Genomic DNA, 21,128 nt, shown 5'->3' on the forward strand with positions numbered 1-21,128 from the left:
TCTTTTCCAAAAGGGAGCACAAATGTAGGACTTTATGATTAAGATACAAAATTTAATAACCAAGTTATCCATTCATTGACAGAAGGAATTCTTCATTGGTTTTTGTATTGAGCATAAATTTGCGGATATGTTCCATGGCTTCATCTGGTTTCATGTCGGCAAGGTAGTTGCGGAGAATAAACATTTTCTGCAATGTTTCTTTATCCAATAGCAACTCTTCACGACGTGTGCCAGAGCGCGTCAGATCGATGGCTGGCCACAGTCGCTTGTTGGCCAAGCTGCGGTCAAGCTGAAGCTCCATATTACCAGTTCCTTTAAATTCTTCAAAAATCACACCGTCCATTTTAGAACCTGTGTCGATCAATGCAGTCGCAAGGATGGTCAATGAACCGCCATTTTCAATGTTTCGTGCTGCACCAAAGAATTTTTTGGGTTTATGCAATGCGTTGGCTTCCACCCCACCAGACAGTACCTTTCCGCTGGCTGGAGCCACCGTGTTGTAAGCCCGGGCTAGACGAGTAATGGAGTCGAGAAGAATGACCACATCATGGCCAGATTCTACCAGCCGTTTGGCTTTTTCCAATACGATCCCTGCAACCTTTACGTGATTTTCTGCGGGTTCGTCGAACGTCGATGCGATCACCTCGGCCTTTACACTTCGCTTCATATCGGTCACCTCCTCCGGACGTTCATCCACGAGTAACACGATCATATAGCATTCCGGGTTATTATCCGCTATTGCATTTGCTACATCCTTAAGCAGGAATGTTTTACCTGATTTGGGTTGTGCGACTATCAATCCACGCTGACCTTTACCGATGGGTGCAAATAAATCGATCATTCGATTGCCGATATCGCGACCGGTCGGTGAAGATACTAACTCAAATTTCTCCGTAGGGAATAGCGGTGTGAGGTAATCAAAAGATACACGCTCCCGGACCAAACGCGGATCCAGTCCATTAATTTTAGTCACCTTCAGCAGCGCAAAGTATTTTTCTCCATCTTTCGGCGGACGAATACTTCCTTCTATCGTATCACCAGTTCGCAGTCCGAACAATTTGATCTGCGAGGGGGATACATACACATCATCCGGTGATGATATATAGTTAAAATCCGAAGACCTTAAAAATCCATATCCATCGGGCATCATTTCCAGTACACCCATTCCGTCAATCACTCCATCCAGGTCGACGTCAAACTTGTCTTCCTTTTTCTGAGACTGTTTATTCGGTTTGTTTTGCTGGTCTTGATTGCTTTTATTTCGGTTTTTATCCGATTGGTTCGCTTTGTTATCGTTATTTTGTTTCGAGTCCTTCGACGATCGTTGGTCGTTTGAAGACTTGGAGTCTCTTGATGACCGGTGGTCACCGGAAGGTTTCGAATCTTTGGCCTGTTGATTCTTAGAACGATCGTGCCGCTGGTTGTCTTTTCCGGATTTACCCTGCGATTTTTGTGCATTTTTGGTATCCCGGTTGTCTTCTGTATTCCGATTGTTTTTTTCATTTCCGGACCGATTGGACGTAGTATTTTGAGTTTTTCGCCCATTGGAATCGGAACTCTTGTTCTCGTTGGACGACGATCGGCCTCGTTGTTGTTTAGCACTTTTTTGTTCTTTCCCGTTTTTAGGGCTGGACGGGGTGCTACTTTGGGTTTTACTGGTGTCAGACTGGACAGCTTGTGCATCCAAAATTTTGTAGATAAGATCCTGTTTATTCAGGCGCTTGTATTTTTGTAATCCCAATTTTTCTGCCAGGTCCTTTAATTCAGGAACCAGCATGTCATTTAATTGCAAAATGTCATACATATGATAGTACTTCTTTATTTGAAAGGGTAATAGTGATAAAAGTAAAGTTACTTACTAGGTTAAGAATTTAATTGAGTCCGATATATGGTTGTTATGGAAACTGGGAAGATGCTCAACGATAAATTACTGTCAAATGACTTCCCGAAATTTATAAGGAGTAAATCAGCTCAAAGATTAAATTTTATAATCTTGTCACAAAAATACAGCCTTTTTTTTAAAGAGGACTATATCTTTACAGAAAATTTTAAAAGAACCCTGAAAAATTATGGTTGAGGTACACATTTTACGACAAGATAAGGATTTGGCAGTCCGGGGATTGCTGAAAAGGGGGATTACTGATGCTTCCGATCAGATAGATCAGATCGTTGCTTTGGATGACCGACGAAAGGATCTGCAAACCCAAAAAGACGAATTGTTGCATCAGGTGAACGAAAAATCTCGCGAGATCGGTAATCTGTACAAATCGGGACGGGGCTCCGAAGCCAATTTGCTCAAAACCCAGGTGGGGGAATACAAAACTGAGATTACTCGTCTGGAAGCTTCGATGGATACTACGATGGAAACCCTCGAAAAGGCATTGCTGTCCCTGCCGAATATTCCACATGAGTCCGTACCAGCAGGGCAGGATGAAACCGCTAATGAGGTGGTCGATACCCATGGAACAATCCCGGATACAGATTCGCAGGATTTGAGACCACACTGGGAATTGATGGAAGAGTATGATTTGGTCGATCTGGCTATGGGGGCCAAAGTGACCGGGTCGGGATTCCCAGTCTACAAAGGGCAGGGCGCCCGTCTACAACGTGCACTCATTCAGTATTTCCTGGACAGAGCCGTGGATGCCGGGTGTATGGAAGTGATTCCTCCATTTATGGTGAATGCAGATTCTGCGATGGGCACGGGCCAATTACCGGATAAAGATGGACAAATGTATTACGTGGAAAAAGATGATCTTTATCTTATCCCCACCTCAGAGGTGCCTGTGACCAATATGTTTCGGGGTGATATCCTGGGTTTAGACCAACTTCCGAAACGTCTGACGGCTTACTCACCATGTTTTCGGAGGGAGGCGGGTAGCTATGGTGCTGACGTCAAAGGATTGAACCGGGTGCACCAATTTGATAAAGTTGAGATGGTAGTGATCGCTCATCCACACACGTCATACGATATGCTGGACTGGATGGTTAATCACACCCGTTCTATACTGGAAGAGTTGGAACTACCTTACCGCATTTTGCGTTTGTGTGGTGGAGATCTTGGTTTTACCGCAGCCTTGACCTATGATTTTGAAGTCTATTCAGTGGCTCAAAAAAGATGGTTAGAAGTCAGTTCTGTGTCAAATTTTGAGACCTATCAAAGCAATAGGTTGAAATTGCGCTATAGAGATGAGAATGGAAAAACCAGATTATTGCATACACTCAACGGAAGTGTTTTGGCACTGCCTCGCATCGTGGCTGCTTTGCTGGAGAAATATCAAACAGCGGATGGAATTGAAATTCCCGATATTTTAAAAACATATACAGGTTTTGACTGTATAAAGAAAGGTTAATAAGGTTTATGGGGTATGGGGTTAATTAGATCTATGCCAAGAATAGGCACCACCCTGCACTCCCTGATAATGAATAACTAATAACAAAAAACGATTAACTATGTCAGGATATATGGGATATATGATTATAGCTGGAATATTTACCCTCATAGGCTGGTGGGTAAGCAGCCGTTTAAAGTCAAAGTTCAATGAGTATAGTAAGCAACCGATCGCACAGGGTATGACCGGGAAAGAGGTTGCAGAGACCATGCTGCATTACTATGGCATCAACGATGTCAATGTGGTACCGGCCAATGGTTTTCTCAGTGATCATTACAATCCAGCCAATAAAACGGTCAATCTGAGCCCGGAAGTTTTTCAGGGGCAAAGTGTCATGTCAGCTGCTGTTGCAGCGCATGAATGCGGCCACGCTGTACAGCACGCTACAGCATACAGTGCATTGAAATTTCGATCCGCTATCGTCCCGGTCGTAAAAGTGGCATCGGGTATGCAACAATACCTCTTATTGTTTGCACTCGGCGGCTTTGGTATGGGCGCAAGCGGTCTGGGCGGAACTTTGCTAATAATTACTATATTAGCCTTTGCGGTAACTACGTTATTTTCACTCATAACCTTACCGGTGGAATTTGACGCCAGCAGACGTGCCCTGCTCTGGTTGGACCAAAATAAGGTCTTAAGCGGACTCGAGCATGATAAAGCGAAAGATGCGCTCAAGTGGGCCGCCATGACGTATGTAGCAGCGGCACTTTCTTCATTGGTCATGCTCTTGTATTTGGCAATGCAGTTCATGGGAAGCAGAGATTAAACATTTTAAAAAATATATAGAAAACAGTTATGGCAATAACAATGGAAAACTTAGTCAAACAGACGGATAGCAAAATGAATGACACCGTCAATCATCTTCAATCTGAACTGATGAAGGTGCGGACCGGAAAAGCAAATCCCGGGATGATCGAAGGCGTTATGGTCAACTACTATGGCGTACCGACGCCGATCAATCAAGTAGCCAATATTGCTGTGGCTGATGCCAGAACGCTGTCTATTCAACCATGGGATAAGAAAGTAATGAATGATATAGAACGAGCAATTATTGAAGCTAATCTGGGGTACAATCCCATGAACGACGGAGAATTTATCCGGATCCCGGTTCCACCGTTGACGGAAGAACGTCGGAAGGATCTCGTCAAACAAGCCAAAGGTTTGGGTGAAGATTCAAAAGTCAGCATTCGAAATGTTCGAAAAGACGCGATGGATGCCATCAAAAAGGAAATCAAAAATGGTTATCCTGAAGATGCCGGTAAACGTCTGGAAGGTCAGATTGATGACCTGGTCAAATCTTATTATACAACCATTGATGATACGATTGCAGCCAAAGAAAAGGATATCTTGACCATCTGATCACGATATATATCTGTTGGCATTTACCCCCTCGTAAATACGGGGGATGAATGGCTTCGAGGCTTCCCATTGGAATAATGGGTCATTTTGCAAAAGTATCATACTGGAAGTTCTGATCATCACCTGTTCTAATGTATCTGCGTTGTGGTCGGTCGTTGTATGAAATCACTAGCCAGGGATCGACAAGTTCTTGGGAAGGTGCGCTTAATCGGCGTCTCCGAGCCAGCAAGTAGGGGGACATATTTAGTTCCTTTCGCTCTAAGGCAATGTTTCGCAATTTTATATATTTAATTATTCCGCGCTTCCAGATCACTCCGATTCTCTCCATGCTCACGAATCGCAGGCTATTTTTGGCGATCCGTGAGTGCAGAACGGAGTGGTGCAATCTGGGAGCGCCATCGAATTAACCATAAAAACTTTTGAATCATAGCACTAGTGCTCCGTTTCATAAGAATAACACCTCATATATCTTAAAATGACTCAGAGTTCAATCTAATCCGACCCTGACTGGGTCGTAATCGATTTTCTAACTCACATCTAACCTAATCTGACCCTGACTGGGTCAGAATCCTTGCAGGTTAAAGACCTCAGAGCGATCTAATTAGGTTAGCTTATATTATTTGCACTCAAACTAACGACCTCAGAGAGGTCGGATTAGGTTCTGAATCGCATAATTTTGTTCGTTACATTTTAATTATAAAAATTTATGAAACGCAACACTAGTTGGTCTCTGGTGTTCTACTCTGCGATATGGAACCACGATGATTGAAGTTTTACCTGGGGTAAGGAAATAAAAAAAGGCAGTTGTAGCGCTACAACTGCCTTTTGAATTATGCGAAAATCTATATTTAGTTTTTCAGTTCAAATTTTACTGGTAAGATAAATTGAACCCGTACCGGGTTCCCTCTTTGTTGACCAGGCGTCCATTTTTGAGGTAATTTACCCATCATGTCAACTACCCGCACAGCTTCATCACCCAATCCTGCGCCTGGATCACGGATTACTTTGGGGTCAGTAATCGTACCGTCTTTTTCTACTACAAAGCTGACGACAACGTTCCCTTCAATACCGTTTTCACGGGCTATGGCCGGATATTTAATATTTCCGTAAAGGAATTCAAGCATTTTCTTATCCGCACACGCCTTTTTTTCTTCTCGGGTTCCAGACATGTCTTCACATCCCGGGAAACGAGGCATTTGTTCGACCACCCGGAAAATTTCCTCCTCCTTGGGCGCTGGTGGTGGCGGTGGTGGTGGCGGTGGCGGCGGTGGCGCTTCTTCTACCACAGGCGCTTCGACGATGGTTTCTTCTTCGACAGATTGATCCACAAATTCGATCTCATCATCTTCCTCGATTAATTCCTCTGGTACTTCTTCGATCACCGGCGGTGGTGGCGGCGGTGGTGGTGGCGGTGGTTCAGAGGTACGCGGTGGTTCTATCTCAATGTCGTCCGGAATGTCCAGTGCGTTATCCGGAATGTATATCGATGCATCGTCCTGGGTATAGTTAAAGCTTAGCCATGTAATGGCCAGTGCAATAACCCCACCTAGGAGTAGCAACGGCAGAGACATCCTGAATACATCAACATCGGGATATTTGGCACGCGCTTCCAGCGGACTGGTCCATTTGTGATCCTGGTACTTGCCAGTCAGTTCATCGGTCTTTTTCCGTCTCATGATGGATCGCACGATAAAAATCAATGCAATCACAAGCACAAAGATCCCGGCTATCGACCAGACCAGCGTGTTGCCACTAATATTAATGTTATCTAACATGATTTAAAATTTTAAAAACTTGGTTATTCCTATTCCTATGAATGTGCCAATAATATTAGCAATAATATCAGCAATTTCAAAATCTCGGTTTATAATTTTTGTACTTTGAAGCAATTCAATACCAATGCCCCAAGCGATACAGAAAATCAAAACGTATATAACCGACTGAGTAGCACCCCTGTGGATCAAAAACTTCATCATTGTAAAACTCATCACCGCATACATAATCATATGCGCGACTTTATCCAGATGAGGCCATTTGAAAACATTGTGGTTTAATGATGAACCCGTTGGCATCAAAGACAGCAAGCAGACTAAAACAAGCCATAGAATCCAGATCCACTTCCAAATCTTTCCTCCATGTGGTGATCTCACTTTATTCACTCGGTTACTTATTTAGATGTCTCTGGTGCTTGATTTGGTGTATGAAGAATGGAATTTTTTATAAATCCTGTCGATTCTGGTCAGGAAATCAATGCGGTGTAGGCGGCGGCATCCAATAACTCATCAAACTGTTCCGGGGATGTCATCCGAATTTTGATAATCCATCCTTGGTCATACGGTGATTCATTGATAAGGGCCGGGTCATCGTCTTCGTCTTCATCAATGGCGGAATTAAATTCCAGCACCTCCCCATCCAAAGGCATATAAAGATCGGATGTCGTTTTTACGGCTTCTACCGTACCGAATATCTCATCTTTTTTCAATTCATCACCGACGGTGTCAACTTCTACATACACGATATCTCCCAACTCTGATTGAGCAAAATCGGTGATTCCTACCAGGACGACATCTTCCTCGTCCATTTTTTTTATCCATTCGTGCTCTTGGGTGTACTTCAAGTCTTGTGGTGTGTTCATGAATTGGTATTTTCAGTGATGTAATTCTTAATCCATTCCAGGTTAACCGACTTCGGTCTTTCCAAGGGTAGTCCAAGAGCACGAGCCCAGCATAGATTGGATAATACGCCCAATGCCCTGGAGACGCCAAACAGTACCGTATAGAAGGTGTATTCCTTAATGCCATAATGTACCAATATCGCACCAGAGTGCGCATCAACATTGGGCCAAGGGTTCTTTACTTTGCCCAGTCCATCCAAAATGTCCGGCACCAATCGAAATAATTGCCACACCACCTGGATGAGGTCATCTTCTTTCAGGTGTTTTTCAGAGAATTTCTTTTGTGCGGTGAATCGGGGATCAGGCTGCCGCAATACAGCATGACCATAGCCGGGAATAACCCGGCCTTCATCGAGTGTTTTGTGGATAAATTTAGATACCTGTTCGTCCGTAGGGGTTTTAGTGCCGATTTCATCCAACATGGCGAAAATAAACTTAATTACTTCCTGATTGGCTAACCCATGAAGAGGTCCTGCAAGCGCATTCATCCCTGCTGACAATGAATAGTACGCATCGCTCAGGGTAGATCCCACCAGGTGAGTTGTGTGAGCACTGGCGTTACCGCCTTCATGATCGGCATGGATGGTTAAGTACAGGCGCATCAGATCCTGGAACTCTTCATCATTGTTGCCAAGCATGTGCGCAAAATTAGCTGCCCAGTCGAGAGATTCGTCTGCCTTTATCTGTTTATTGTCATGATAAACCCGACGATATATATAGGCAGCAATGTGAGGTAAGCGGGCGATGAGGTTCATCACATCTTCATACATCGGATCCCAATATTTCATTTTTGAGATTCCTTCTGCGTATTTTTTTGCAAAAACGCTTTCTGTTTGCATGGAAGCAATAGCCATACTAAACTGGGTCATCGGATGCGTGTCCAACGGAAGTGAATCAATCATTCGATACGTGTGTTCGGGAACCTGGCTTCGCTTTTCCCAGTCGTCTGCCAGTCCTTCGACTTGGGATTGACTTGGCACTTCTCCTGTAAGCATGAGCCAGAACAAGCCTTCCGGCAGAGGTTCATCACCCCGGCTGGATTTGGGAAGGCTGTCCCGCAGTTCGGGAATGCTGTATCCCCTGAACTTAATCCCGTCTATGGGGTCTAAAAGCGAGGTTTCAGAAAACATGCTTTTGATTCCTCGCATCCCACCTATGACTTGACGTAAAACCACGGTGTCCACCTGGAGGTCACCATGATTTTTTAGTATATCTTTGAGATCCTTTTGTACGTGTTGTGTTTTTTCTTGAAATAATGATTTCAATTCCTTCATCAGGATAGTATGATTTTATATCTTAAAAAATAATATTGCTTTACGAACGTTCTGGACGCGCTGTCTTTATTGGCAGGCTAAAAACGCTCGGACTAACATGCCGCTCAGAAATAGCATCTTAAGCAAGGCGAAGATACAATATTAATTAGCGATTTACAATTATAGTATTATCATGTTTCTAATAAATGATATTCTGGTGAGTGATGAGTTGCTCGAAGAGAAATTTTGTTGCGACTTGGGTGCCTGCAAAGGTGCTTGTTGTGTTCAGGGTGACTTTGGCGCTCCACTCGAACCTGAGGAACGGGATACCCTCCGTGAGATTTACAAGGACGTGTTGCCGGTGTTGGATAAGGTCGGCCGGCAAACTATTCAAGAGCTTGGCGTCGACACCTATTTTCCGGGTATGAATGACCATGGAACTACACTTCGGCCCGATGGTGCCTGTGTATTTACGGTATTTGATGAAAACGGGATGGCTTCATGTGGTATAGAAAAACAGTATGAGGCGGGAATTGTAGAATTTAAAAAACCATTGAGTTGTGAACTGTATCCGATACGCGTGATGCGTAATCCGGAGACGGGATTTACAGCGCTTAATTTTGACCGATGGAAAATATGTCAACCCGCCACCGTCAAAGGGAATGCACTGGGTCTTCCGGTGATTCATTTTCTGAAAAATGCTTTGATAAGAGCTTATGGTGAAGAGTTCTACGATGCATTGGATGCAGCCCGGATTCATCATGAATCAACAGTGGAGTAAAACTTATTTTTGCTTTTATAGGAGGGAAATTGCTAATTTTTTTATTTTTGCGAATCTTTTAAACAACAACAGGTCGTTTGTGGTTCAGAAGGCGCTCTGATTTTAAGCGGAGGGGCTTCTAAGGAATATGAATGACAGTGAAGAAAACAAGAAATAGATTATGGCCTTAATAGGTACAATTCGAAAAAATAGTTGGTTGCTTTTTGTCATGATTGGGGTGGCTTTGGCTGCATTTTTGGTCATGGATATGGTCGGGCAGAGCAGTCAAATGAGCATGGGCAATATGTCCATTGGTGAAGTGAATGGTCAGGAAGTGGATTATCGTGAATTTATGGCGCACGAAGAAGCGGTGTATGCAGGTGGTGGGTCTGATATGTATTCACGACGAAATTTTTTGTGGAATTATTATCTGAATAAATCGCTTTTTGATGCAGAAGCTGAAGCCAATGGTATTTCCGTAGGTAAAGAAGAGTTGCTGGCGCTTGAATTCGGGAGTAATCTTAGCCCGGTAATTCAACAGCGATTTGTTAATCCTCAAACCGGTGCAGTAGACTATCAGCAGCTTAACAATATTCGTCAGCAAATTCAAAGTGGTACCATGCCGCCTGAAACAAGACAGTTCTGGTCCTGGCAGGAAAAAGAAATCATTACGGATCGCAAACAGGCTAAGGTTCAAAACCTCGTCGCTAAAGCGTTCTATACCCCTTCCTGGATGGTAAACCGGCTGATGTCAGATCAAAATACCACGGCTAATATTGCCTTTGTCAAGATCCCTTTCAATAAAGCAGAGTCCGCAGATATACAGGTCTCCGATCAACAGATCAAGGACTATATGAAAAACCACAAGGCCGAGTTTTACCAGGAAGAAGAAACAAAGACACTGGAATACATGGTTATCGATGTGGAACCTACCTCCAAAGACTCGGCGAATGTAGAAAAACGTGTTCAGGAGCTCAAAAAAGAATTTGCTGCGACGCCGAACGATACGACTTTTATCCAGAGCCATGAAGGGTCTTTTCAGACGGCCTATCAATTCAGAGAAAGTGTCCCAGCTGTCATTGCAGACTCGGTCTTTTCAAAGCCCGTCGGTTCGATAGTGGGCCCTTACCCGGAGAATGGAAGACTTTCAGTATCAAAAATTATTAACCGGAAGGTTATTCCGGATTCGGTGAAAGCCAGACATATATTGTTGACTGCGCAAAATCAGCAACAAATGATCGAAGGGTTCCAAAAGGCAGACAGCCTGAAATCAATTATTGAATCCGGTGAGATTTCTTTTGACTCCCTGGCTCGTGCTCATAGTCAAGGCCCCTCTGCACCTCAGGGAGGTCAATTGGGCTATGCTGCGCAGGGACAAATGGTGAAGCCGTTTAATGACTTGATCTTTTATGAAGCGGAAGAAGGCGAACTTTATACCATCGCCACCCAGTTTGGTGTTCATCTCGTGGAAGTGGAAGATCGAAAATACATCAATAATAAAGAAGGTGTTCAGCTGGCGACCATTAGTGAGAATTATGTACCCAGCCAAGAGACCCAGGACTCATTGTACAATCTCGCTCAAAGCTTCCTATCATCAGCACGGACCTTGGAAGATCTGGCTCAGGAAATATCAGATAAACCGGAGTTTCGGTTGCAAAAAGCAGAACCAGTTACTGAAAATGCTTTTATGTTCGCCAACTTTGGTGGCGGGAGTGTGAGTAGAGACATTATTCGGTGGGCATTTGAAAACAATACTTCCGACGGCGATTTATCTTCTGTCGTATACATTTACCAAAATCCACAATTGTTTTACAACGATCGGTATGTAATCGTTGGATTGGATCAGACCCACCCAAAAGGGTATCCGGATGTGGAAACCGTCCGACTGAATGTAGAGCAAGTTGTCATGGATCAGCTTAAAGGGCAGCAGATAGCTGAAAGTATCAATCAGAGTGATCTGAAGTCAATAGCGAATGAATACGGTGTGCAAGTAGACACGGCTTTTGGCGTTTCGTTTTTCAATGATGTGGTCGAAGGAGTTGGTGAAGAACCAGCTTTGGTAGCTGCCGTGAAAAACACACAGAATGACAATCTGACGCCGGCTGTCGTGGGAAATACCGGTGTTTTCGTTGCACGCCCTTTTAGCCGGCAGGAAGTCAGTACGGCAGATTATACTTCTGTTCGACAGAATTCTGTCAGTCAAATGGCTCAGCAAGTAACCGGCGCACTGATATCATCCCTGAAAAAAAATGCAGAGATTACCGATAATCGGTCCGAATTCTATTAACGATCTTTCAGAAAAAGAGATCGCATTTTATATTAAAGACTTAAATTGGACTGTTCTTACACCAGGAACAGTCTTTTTTATGTGGTATAGAATGATTGGGTTGATCGGATTTTTTGGGTTGTTGTCGTGGAACATTGTTTCTGCGCAGCACAACCCGTTTGATGGTTTTACCGCTTTGAGATCTGGAGCAGGTGCACGCAGCATCGGGTTGAGTGAAAGCAACGGAGCCGAAGTCAACAGAGATTTCTCAGTTTGGACTGTAAATCCGGCTGGGATTGCTCCAGGCTCTTGGTCCAATGTGGCGCTTCATTCCTCTTTTTTTGTAGATGGTATTCGATCCGTTGCCCTGACTGGTTTAGTTTCCCGGGATTCTGTATGGCCGATAGCTGTTGGTCTTACACGAACTTCTTTTGGTGAGAATATCAGGTATGATGTGGAAGGGAACCGGATCGGGACATTCCAGGCCGCTGTGACAGAACTCGGGATTGGTACCCGGCGTCGGCTCGGTGATCGATTTTTCCTGGGTGCATCGATGTACTATGATTGGCGAACCATTGACTTTTATAATTCCCACGTACTTCAATTTCATATGGGGGCCGTATTTCAAGCTGATCAAAGGAGCAGTTATGGAATTACCCTGAAGAATCTTGGGTATGAATTGATTCCATTTGACATAGAACGACATGGATTGCCACTTGATTTATCGGTTTATTGGCGCAAAGAACTTAACTACCTCCCGTTTACCCTGCATCTCCAAATGCAAAAACTGAACTTGTGGAATAAGCTCACCTATCAGAACCCGTTTCAAAACACCAATCAAAACATTAGTGAACCGGATGTGGAACCCTCCCGAATGAATGAATTTGTCTCGGAAGTTTTGCGTCACATGGTGGTGGGCGGAGAATTTGCGTTTGGCGCACCAGAAAAAGTATGGTTGCGGTTTTCGTATGATCACTGGAGAAACCTTCAACTTGGCATTCCTGGTATTCGGTCACTTGAAGGTGTAGCACTGGGATTTGGGGTTAAGATTAAGTTATTCAGAATTGATTATACCTGGCAAAAGCTGTATTTTGACAGCGGCAGTCATCAGGTTTCCCTTGCCTTTCGGTTGTTTGAAAAAGATCGGAGACAAAGGGGATTCTGAATTACCTTGACTGTTATCAACCAGAATATAATTAAAATCCCTTGATGCAAGGGTGTGGCCTCGGTTATGGTTAAACTTTTTGGGGGTAGATTTGTCGTACAATCGAACCAACATTGATCAAATTTATTGATTATGAATTTTATACTTAAAACTCTTTTTATATGCCTGGTGATTACGGGGTGTATGACCGCACCTGAAAGGGAAGCTTCAGACCATCATGGTGTGAATACTGCACTGATGGACACAACCGTCTCACCCCGGACTGATTTTTATCGATTTGTGAATGGACGCTGGTTGGATTCTGTGGACATTCCCGCTGACCGCGGCCGGTGGGGGAGTTTTGATGAACTGCGGATCGCGACGAGTAAGAATACCTTAGCTGTTCTGGAATCTGCTGTAATGAATGGTGAACCGGACGCCGACACAGACCAAGGGAAAGCTGCTCTGTTCTATGGAGTAGCCATGGATACGGCCGCGCTGGATGCGATGAAGCTGGATCCGATCCTGCCCCTGTTGACGGAGATCAAGTCGATTAAAACACTGGAAAATGTTTCCAGCTTTTTAAGTACGCATTTTAAGATAAATGGGAGCCCTTACTTTAATTTGGCGGTGCGCTCAGGGTTTGATGTATCGGATACCAATAGTCTTTTTGTTTTTCCCGGTGCGCTTGGTTTACCCGAGCGAGATTATTATCTGAATTCAGATTCTGTGACCCGTAATATTCAAAAAGAATATAGGTCTTTATTGGAGCAGGTCTTTGATCGGTTAGAAGTTTCACCGGACGCTGAATCAGTCGCGAAGGAGGTATTTCAATTGGAAAAATCGATGGCTGAGATTCAGTTGACCAAAGTGCAGCGACGAAATACCGAGCTATTAAACAATCCGATGTCTGTCCATTCGGTCGATGATCAAATGAATTTCATCAAGTTGGATCAATTTTTAGAAGCCCAAGACATCGATCAGGTAGATACGCTTATCGTGACCCAGCCCGATTATATGACCGGTTTGGATAAAGTCCTCAATGCTGCCGATATCACAACGCATAAAGCTTATTTGGCTTGGACAGTTTACCGGACCTATGGGAACTATTTGGATACGAATACCGAAGATTTATTGTTTTCGTTCTACGGGAAAGTGTTGGAAGGGACCGATGTCAAAAAACCGCGTTGGGAGCGCGTCCTGAACACCGCCAATAGTGCCATCGGTGAAGCTATCGGACAGCTTTATGTGGATGAATACTTTCCCCCGGAGGCCAAAGCTGAGGCCCTCCGCCTCGTTGATAATGTAAAAAAAGCTTTTGGACAACGGATCCGAAATCTGAATTGGATGACCGATACTACGAAGCAGAAAGCACTGGAAAAACTAGCGACTTTTACGGTGAAAATTGGTTATCCCGATCAATGGAAGGATTATTCTGAACTGAGTCTGGTTTCCATCGATGCGGGTGGTTCCTATGCTGATAATATGCAACGCATCATCGCATGGAATTGGGAAGAAGACGTTCGTAAAATCGGGCAGGAAGTGGATAAATCCGAGTGGTTTATGGCGCCACAGGTGGTGAATGCCTATTACAACCCAAGTTATAATGAGATTGTATTCCCCGCAGCCATTTTGCAGCCTCCGTTTTTTGATTTTGAAGCCGATCCCGCTGTCAATTACGGGGGAATAGGAGCAGTGATCGGGCATGAGATATCACATGGATTTGATGATCAGGGTTCTCGGTTTGATGCAGAAGGGAATCTTAAAAATTGGTGGACGTCCCGAGATAAAGAAGCTTTTGATGCTTTGACGGGAAAGCTGGCAGCCCAATACGATGAGTACAAGCCGTTTGATGATCTGGCGGTGAACGGCCAATTTACGCTCGGGGAGAACATCGGTGACCTGGGTGGCGTGAATGTGGCGTATGAAGCGCTAATGATGGCACTAGAGAATAAGGACGTGGGACGTATAGATGGGTTCACGCAACCGCAGCGATTTTTTATAAACTGGGCCACCATATGGCGAACCAAGTATCGGGAGGAGGCCCTTCGTAAACAAATCAAAACAGACCCGCATTCTCCGGGGATGTATCGTGCCGTAGGCCCCATCGCGAATATGGACGAGTTTTATGAAGCTTTTAATATTCAGGAAGGTGATAAACTGTACATACCTGCTGAGCGTCGGATTAAGATATGGTAGATCTTTTGAGTACTCGGTCCCGGCGCGGGAAATATTTTGATCTTAATTTAAAATGATGGGAGGACCGGAAGTGAAAGGGGCGTTAGCCCGCAATTCATGGCTTTTGATTTACCTACCTGGCGTTGATTATTGTTTTAATGGCAGTTAGACAGGTGCAGATATGAGTTAATATAATCTCGGCTCGTCCGAGACCAGAGGTAGCCAATCTACCTCTGATGAAGGAACCGAAACATCCCTGTTTCGGGCGGATACGCATTCATTGCACTTAAAAATCTATAATCTTATAGCTGCCGGAATAGTATTCTATTTCAAGGAGTTAATGACGCAGCAGATGTATGAATCAAAAGTCAAACGTCACCCAAATTTGAGCTATGTAATATGCCCAATTTTGGGAATTAAGCAACTGATTTACTGGAAATTATGCATCATAATAGTTTGACGTGGTGAATATAGCGGGTTAGACTACTTGCCGGATGCATCCAGTTTTTAAAGGTGTTTCCTTCACTTTTTTTGAAACTGCGCTTCATTTTAATTGTTCGGGATAAGTGTATCGCTGGCGAGATTATAAGTTTAATTTGTAAATGCTTGCTCAGATTTGGATGGCATTATATGTAGTCTGTTTTTGTGTTAATTTGTGTTGATGTTGGATAATTTATAGCGTGCTAAACATGGCGGTCGATGCAAATTATTGTTTAATTTCATTTGTATTAGAAAATTATAGTAGGTGTTATCAACAGATAATTAGCAAGGTGTGTTTTTTTGCCAAAATAATTTAAAGTTTACACCTTGTTAATAAATAATAAATATTAAATTTACTTCGAAATAAGGAGTTCTTGTATCTGGGAGTAAACCATTGTGGTGCCCAAATGAGAACTCGAATACGTGACCAACGAAATTAAATATTTATTGTAGTGAGCTTTACTATATCTACGCTTATGTGTTGATCTTATGGAATCAGGTGGGAGTGTGAAAAATGGATTGTGCTGGAAATAGTGCCATTTTTAAAATCTTCGTACCACTTGCTTTTATGGATTAAATCTTCTGTTTGGTAGATCATTAGGAAAGCTCTGAAACCTAAAGACCTGTCCAAATGAACAACCGAATCTCTATTCTGGCCTGCCTGATGTTCCTTTTCGGAATCCATGCGACGACCCTGACTGCTCAGGGTGAGCCTTTCATCATTACCGTGAAAACGGATAATCCGGGTACTTCCAATCCTTCGTCGTTTACCATTCCCACCAATAACTCCTATACATATTTGTACGAGGTGGACTGGGACAATGACGGAGTCTATGATGATCAGTTTGTTACGGGAGATATCACGCACGATTACGGTACACCGGGGGTCTACACGATCCGGATTAGAGGACTGTTTCCGGCCATTTACTTTAACGATGATGGGGACGAGGAAAAATTGCTGACCGTAGAACAATGGGGGGATATCCAATGGGAAAGCTTTCAAAACGCCTTCGACGGTGCCGAAAATCTGACCACCGTAGGCACGGATGCACCCGACTTGTCCAATGTAACAGACGTGAGCCGAATGTTTGATGATGCGTATATGTTTTGCGGCGAAATAGGCCATTGGGATATGTCCAATATAACCAATATGAGAGGTATGTTTGATGGAGCGCGAGTATTTAATTCAGATATCAGCAACTGGGATGTTTCCAATGTCACCGAAATGGATGATGTATTTGAAGATGCCTTTCTTTTTAATCAGGATATTGGAAACTGGGATGTCTCCAGTGCCGTTGATATGAAGTGCATGTTTGAAGATGCACGCTCGTTCAATCAGGACATTGGAGGATGGGATGTGTCCAATGTGACCGATATGGGCGATATGTTTAAGGACGCTTATGTGTTCAATCAGGATATCGGTGGATGGGATGTTTCCAATGTCACCGACATGGATGAAATGTTTGAGAATGCCTACGAATTTAATCAAAACCTGGGCAATTGGGATATTTCTGGTCTAAACAGTAGCGGCGATATGAATCAAATGTTGGATGATTGCGGCATGTCTATGGGGAATTATCACGCAACCCTGGCTGGATGGGCTGCTTTGCCCAATACGCCGTTGAATATGAGCCTGGGCGCAGATAATTTGATGTATTGCTCTTGGTGGTCAGCACGCGATGAATTAATCAATACCTACGGATGGTCTATCAATGGCGATGTATTGGGAAGCTGCTTTCCGGCAGGCTCCAATGAAGATGTCGGGGCTGCTCCGAATTGCTCCAACTTTTCACCGGCCATTAATGAAAAAGGGGAGGCGATGGTAACGGCCACGGACTTTATTACAAATATTGATGATATAGAATCGAGTCCCACGGTCACCGTGTACAATCAATGGGGCGGTGTCCTTCCCGGATTCCCATTCACTTTTACGGCACTCGAAGATGTGCTGGAGTGGGATGTGTGCGCATATCTTGGGAAAACGCTCCAATTTTCCGTGACCAACGGAGCCGGAACCTGCGATCTGGGCTATATCAACCTCAATGGAGCGCCCGGTGTCGGGCTGACTTCCGCATTTGGGAATCAAAAGCCTTGGTTGGGTGATGATGCGGCAGATGGTAAAATCAATGTATATTGTGGGCAGATTCCCGATCCCTCAGCACATGTACCAACTACCACAACCCCTTGCGGAGGACAGGCGTCTGTGCCTAAAGTTCAACCGGACTGGGTCATGACAATTCCATGCGACGAAGTCAATGATACCGCGGAAGTCATCTTCAGAACGTGGGAATCTTATGATAAAGATGGCAACCTCAGTACATTGACAGACACCATCGTGGTGTTCCGGTTGCCGAAGTTGACGCCTGATGCTTTTATAGCTGCATCAGAAGAAGAATACTACTGTAGCCTGGAAGCGACACCAAATACCGGCGAATCACTCAAGCGATACATTGCCTGGAAACAACCTGTCGGTCTGCATGATTATGAAAGACCTTATGCGAAGCTTCGGGGCGTGACTTATGAAATACCTGTAAGTGTGATTGCTTTGGGCTTGTTAAATGCCATTCTCCAGGGTGAGGAGGTATTTTATGAATACCTGAACTGTGTGATTTTACGAAAATCAAATGGTGAAGAAGTGACTATAGGCGATATTGTCACCGGTGATTATATCGATGATTTGATTGCAAGTATGACCGACGAGCAAAAGACCTATGGATTTCTTCAGCTGTTGATCGAACAAGAAGAAAATCCATATTTAATGGACACCGAAATGGGCTTGTTTGGTTTTTATCCCTACTTATTGCTACAAGATGGAGATTGGGTGATGTCCGATGGTGGAAGCTTTGTGCAGGTGACCCAGGAATGGTTCTATAATGGCCATGGCAACAATCCGTTCTGGTTCTCTGGAGGATGGCCTTCCATCTATGGCAGTGATGGCTGTATTTCCTATTGCGATGTGGAGTCAGCAAAAGATTTAGATTGCATTAAAGTTCGGGTACCTGCGTTGACCATTGAGGAGGGAATTACCTTCCCCGGGGATGGTCAAGACGAGGAGTCGAACAACGGGTGTCAAATTATCTGTCTGCCAACGGGGGTTCACTGTGGAATCACGATCAAACAGGATCCATTGACTGGCTGGACGGGCAGTTGCCCGCAAACCAGAGGTGTAGATTCATGGATTACTCAGACGTGTTGGGCAGAGACCCCAAATTGGTGTGCGGAGGGTGGAATTGGAACAGCACCTATTCCATGCGAGCTTATCAGCGCAGATGATAACCCGGATGATGCGGTCGTTGATTATGAATGCACAGACAAATCAGTAAAAATTCACCTCAGTCAATGGCAGACATTGATCGATACCATTGGACCCATTTTTGATTTCTGTTATCCGATATTTAACCTAGGTGATATATTTGATGAAATAATCAATGGATTTGAAAATGATGATTGTAATCTAATCGGTCCCTGGGATCAGGAAGAGATCATGGAAGCTATTCGAAGCGGTGAACAATATGAAACAGCTCAAAGATGGGAAGCGTGTAATCCCACGGTGTATCGCGTTGGAACGCATGATTGTTCGGTTGCTGTGTATGTGCCTTCTGTGAAGGTTATTGATAATTGCAGCGGTATTCATTCTGTGAAAGCGATGGTTGAAGTAGCTGGAGGTACCCGGGCCGTTGCGCTGGAACAAACCGCGGTGGAAACTCAAATATTAGCGAATGGTGATACTTGTTATGTATATACCTACGCGCATACCACGGATCCCATCGAGGTGCCTTTTAGTGGTTGTGATGGTGAATTAACTGAAGTTCGTTATGAAGCTGCGGATAATTGCTGGAACCAAAGTGAGTGGTCGAAGTTTATTCATATTACTGATGATGTACCACCGACGGTCGTAGTCAATCGGAATTTGAATGTCACGCTAACCAATAAGATCGCCTGGGTACCAGCCGAAAACTGGGATGAAGGAAGCTGGGATAATTGTGAAATCGATCTTCGGTTGGGCCGACGCACCGATTGGTGGGCAGATACAGCATGTGTCGATTTATGCGCAGACCTGGGGCCAAATGCACCTTATGATAACTGGGTGGACCTGCTGGATGACTTAGGGGTTGCGCGGGAGCATGCCGCCGGAGCAGTGGCAGGTGAACGGGTTGGCGAAACATATTTCAATGCATTGTACAACGTCAATGACCTCAAAACCTTCTTGGATGACGGGGAGGTAGAAAAATATTACTTCCACCAGATTCAGTGGTTGTGGGAAGATGAAGAGTTGTGTGGAGAAAAAGTGGTTCATGCCTGGATTTATGCTATTGCAGAGTATATTGCAGAGAATTGTTCGGAGGTCGATGATCACGGCAATCCACTTGACATCAATGACCTGGAAGCCATCTTCGATAATTTGTCTGGACAGCCCGGATATGGAAATGAACTGGCCCTGATGGGCGGTGGATGGGGTAAATCTGTCCCGTTCAAATGCGAGGATGCTTGTGAATCGGTTCCGGTTGAACTATTGGTATTGGATTATTGCTGCAACTGGGGAATTGGCCGAAGCGTGATGAACGTAGAAGATGACGGCAATGCCAGAGTCGTTAGACGATTGCCCGATTTAGATATTACGTGTGAGTCTTACAATATTTTCTATAAAGATGTGGTAGAAGCTGCTGCAGCTTTCGGCGAGAATGGAAGCGTGATTGATACAGCAGGTGCCTTTGACGAAATCAATGATGCTTTTGGCAGTTACATCCTGACTTGGGTAGACAATCAAAACCGTCCTACAGATATTGACGGAAACTTGTTACCAGATAGTATTGTGAATTTTGATTACTGGAACATAGCTTGTGAAGAGAAATCTGAAATAGAAAAAGTAGCGATTGATAACCACGACGGAACCATTGGATGGGAAACCATCATTCACAATACGACCTTCCTGGACACCACCACGCTAACTGAAGAGAATGGGGTTGTGGCGATTAATTGTTCCGGAAGTTATACCCAGGATATCTGGGTGGATCTGGATGAATGTGGACAGGGAACTTTGACACGCCGGTTTTTTGTAGTCAGTGATTGTGGCGAAGAACCACAATGGGTGGTAGAGCAGGTGATCAATGTACAGTCTGCCTGTGGAATGCGTGCGAGCATGTTTGATCTTCCTGCGAACGTAGGAACCAAAAATGAGCCGATCTGCTTGCCGGAAGGTTTGAGTCAATCTTACCTGCCTGACACCATTGGTGCCTTAACTTTGAAATCCCACCTGGAAGGTAAACTGTGCAACTCTTTTGCCTCAGGATCCAATGTGAAAGAATTTGATGTCGCCGGCACGGATATGAAGAAATATGTGATCGAATGGACCATGATCGATTGGTGTGCACACCACACTTCTTCGAACCGGGAATTTTCTTATACGCAGGAAGTGATCGCTACGATTGATCCGGAATGCGATGTAACCACCGGTACTGGTGATACGACCGACGTGAGTCTGGTACAAGGTACCATTGCCACCGAGCGTGGAGAAGCTGTACAGAAAGTAGAGATGAAAGCCGTATTGGGAAGCGGAAGTCCTTTGACAACCGTCACCGGTGGAGAAGGAGCTTATAACTTCTCGATCAGCAACGGTGCCCA

Annotated in this window: 13 protein-coding genes; 8 read left to right on the top strand and 5 right to left on the bottom strand. The window is 44.3% G+C overall.

Going from position 1 to position 21,128, the window contains the following annotated elements:
* Positions 1-64: 64 nt before the first annotated feature.
* Positions 65-1,804, bottom strand: coding sequence for a transcription termination factor Rho (gene rho, locus KUV50_RS15050; RefSeq protein ID WP_222581003.1), 1,740 nt, complete (start codon positions 1,802-1,804; stop codon positions 65-67).
* 265 nt (positions 1,805-2,069) lie between these two features.
* Here rho and serS point away from each other — a divergent pair, with 265 nt between their 5' ends.
* From serS to frr, 3 genes are all read left to right on the top strand, one after another.
* Positions 2,070-3,353 (top strand): serine--tRNA ligase, encoded by a 1,284-nt coding sequence (serS, locus tag KUV50_RS15055; protein WP_222581004.1) that lies wholly within the window; start codon positions 2,070-2,072, stop codon positions 3,351-3,353.
* A gap of 100 nt (positions 3,354-3,453) precedes the next feature.
* On the top strand, positions 3,454-4,158 hold the full coding sequence (locus KUV50_RS15060; RefSeq protein WP_261395298.1) for a zinc metallopeptidase: 705 nt from the start codon (positions 3,454-3,456) through the stop codon (positions 4,156-4,158).
* A 29-nt stretch (positions 4,159-4,187) separates the two neighbouring features.
* Positions 4,188-4,751: a ribosome recycling factor gene (gene frr / locus KUV50_RS15065; RefSeq protein ID WP_222581005.1), complete on the top strand. Its 564-nt coding sequence runs from the start codon at positions 4,188-4,190 to the stop codon at positions 4,749-4,751.
* Positions 4,752-5,599: 848 nt separating this feature from the next.
* Here frr and KUV50_RS15070 read toward each other — a convergent pair.
* The 4 genes from KUV50_RS15070 to KUV50_RS15085 form a co-directional block, all read right to left on the bottom strand.
* Positions 5,600-6,526: an energy transducer TonB gene (locus KUV50_RS15070; protein WP_222581006.1), complete on the bottom strand. Its 927-nt coding sequence runs from the start codon at positions 6,524-6,526 to the stop codon at positions 5,600-5,602.
* Positions 6,527-6,529: 3 nt separating this feature from the next.
* A complete protein-coding gene (locus KUV50_RS15075) occupies positions 6,530-6,910 on the bottom strand; it encodes a VanZ family protein (RefSeq protein ID WP_222581007.1) in 381 nt (126 codons plus the stop codon).
* Positions 6,911-6,990: 80 nt separating this feature from the next.
* Positions 6,991-7,386: a glycine cleavage system protein GcvH gene (gene gcvH, locus KUV50_RS15080; RefSeq protein WP_222581008.1), complete on the bottom strand. Its 396-nt coding sequence runs from the start codon at positions 7,384-7,386 to the stop codon at positions 6,991-6,993.
* Positions 7,383-8,699 (bottom strand): citrate (Si)-synthase, eukaryotic, encoded by a 1,317-nt coding sequence (locus tag KUV50_RS15085; RefSeq protein WP_222581009.1) that lies wholly within the window; start codon positions 8,697-8,699, stop codon positions 7,383-7,385. Before KUV50_RS15085 ends, gcvH begins: the two co-directional genes overlap by 4 nt.
* A gap of 172 nt (positions 8,700-8,871) precedes the next feature.
* On the opposite strand from KUV50_RS15085, the gene KUV50_RS15090 reads away from it, so the two are divergent.
* From KUV50_RS15090 to KUV50_RS15110, 5 genes are all read left to right on the top strand, one after another.
* Entirely contained in the window at positions 8,872-9,459 is a 588-nt protein-coding gene (locus KUV50_RS15090; RefSeq protein WP_222581010.1) for a DUF3109 family protein, read from the top strand.
* Between the two features lie 160 nt (positions 9,460-9,619).
* On the top strand, positions 9,620-11,725 hold the full coding sequence (locus tag KUV50_RS15095; protein ID WP_222581011.1) for a peptidylprolyl isomerase: 2,106 nt from the start codon (positions 9,620-9,622) through the stop codon (positions 11,723-11,725).
* The gene (locus KUV50_RS15100) at positions 11,688-12,869 is read left to right on the top strand and encodes a hypothetical protein (RefSeq protein WP_222581012.1); all 1,182 of its coding nucleotides are present in this window, start codon (positions 11,688-11,690) and stop codon (positions 12,867-12,869) included. Before KUV50_RS15095 ends, KUV50_RS15100 begins: the two co-directional genes overlap by 38 nt.
* A gap of 132 nt (positions 12,870-13,001) precedes the next feature.
* On the top strand, positions 13,002-15,047 hold the full coding sequence (locus tag KUV50_RS15105) for a M13 family metallopeptidase (RefSeq protein ID WP_222581013.1): 2,046 nt from the start codon (positions 13,002-13,004) through the stop codon (positions 15,045-15,047).
* A gap of 1,090 nt (positions 15,048-16,137) precedes the next feature.
* Positions 16,138-21,128 (top strand): BspA family leucine-rich repeat surface protein (locus KUV50_RS15110; protein WP_222581014.1); only part of this gene is annotated, 4,991 nt, incomplete at its 3' end.

Source organism: Membranihabitans marinus (genome assembly GCF_019802045.1).
Lineage (GTDB): Bacteria > Bacteroidota > Bacteroidia > Chitinophagales > Saprospiraceae > Membranihabitans > Membranihabitans marinus_A.

Excerpts from the sequence above, each read along its gene's own strand:
- rho (WP_222581003.1), bottom strand. The coding sequence starts at position 1,804 with ATGTATGACATTTTGCAATTAAATGACATGCTGGTTCCTGAATTAAAG.
- KUV50_RS15090 (WP_222581010.1), top strand. The coding sequence starts at position 8,872 with ATGTTTCTAATAAATGATATTCTGGTGAGTGATGAGTTGCTCGAAGAG.
- KUV50_RS15060 (WP_261395298.1), top strand. The coding sequence starts at position 3,454 with ATGTCAGGATATATGGGATATATGATTATAGCTGGAATATTTACCCTC.
- KUV50_RS15070 (WP_222581006.1), bottom strand. The coding sequence starts at position 6,526 with ATGTTAGATAACATTAATATTAGTGGCAACACGCTGGTCTGGTCGATA.
- serS (WP_222581004.1), top strand. The coding sequence starts at position 2,070 with ATGGTTGAGGTACACATTTTACGACAAGATAAGGATTTGGCAGTCCGG.
- KUV50_RS15105 (WP_222581013.1), top strand. The coding sequence starts at position 13,002 with ATGAATTTTATACTTAAAACTCTTTTTATATGCCTGGTGATTACGGGG.
- frr (WP_222581005.1), top strand. The coding sequence starts at position 4,188 with ATGGCAATAACAATGGAAAACTTAGTCAAACAGACGGATAGCAAAATG.
- KUV50_RS15085 (WP_222581009.1), bottom strand. The coding sequence starts at position 8,699 with ATGAAGGAATTGAAATCATTATTTCAAGAAAAAACACAACACGTACAA.
- gcvH (WP_222581008.1), bottom strand. The coding sequence starts at position 7,386 with ATGAACACACCACAAGACTTGAAGTACACCCAAGAGCACGAATGGATA.
- KUV50_RS15100 (WP_222581012.1), top strand. The coding sequence starts at position 11,688 with ATGCAGAGATTACCGATAATCGGTCCGAATTCTATTAACGATCTTTCA.
- KUV50_RS15095 (WP_222581011.1), top strand. The coding sequence starts at position 9,620 with ATGGCCTTAATAGGTACAATTCGAAAAAATAGTTGGTTGCTTTTTGTC.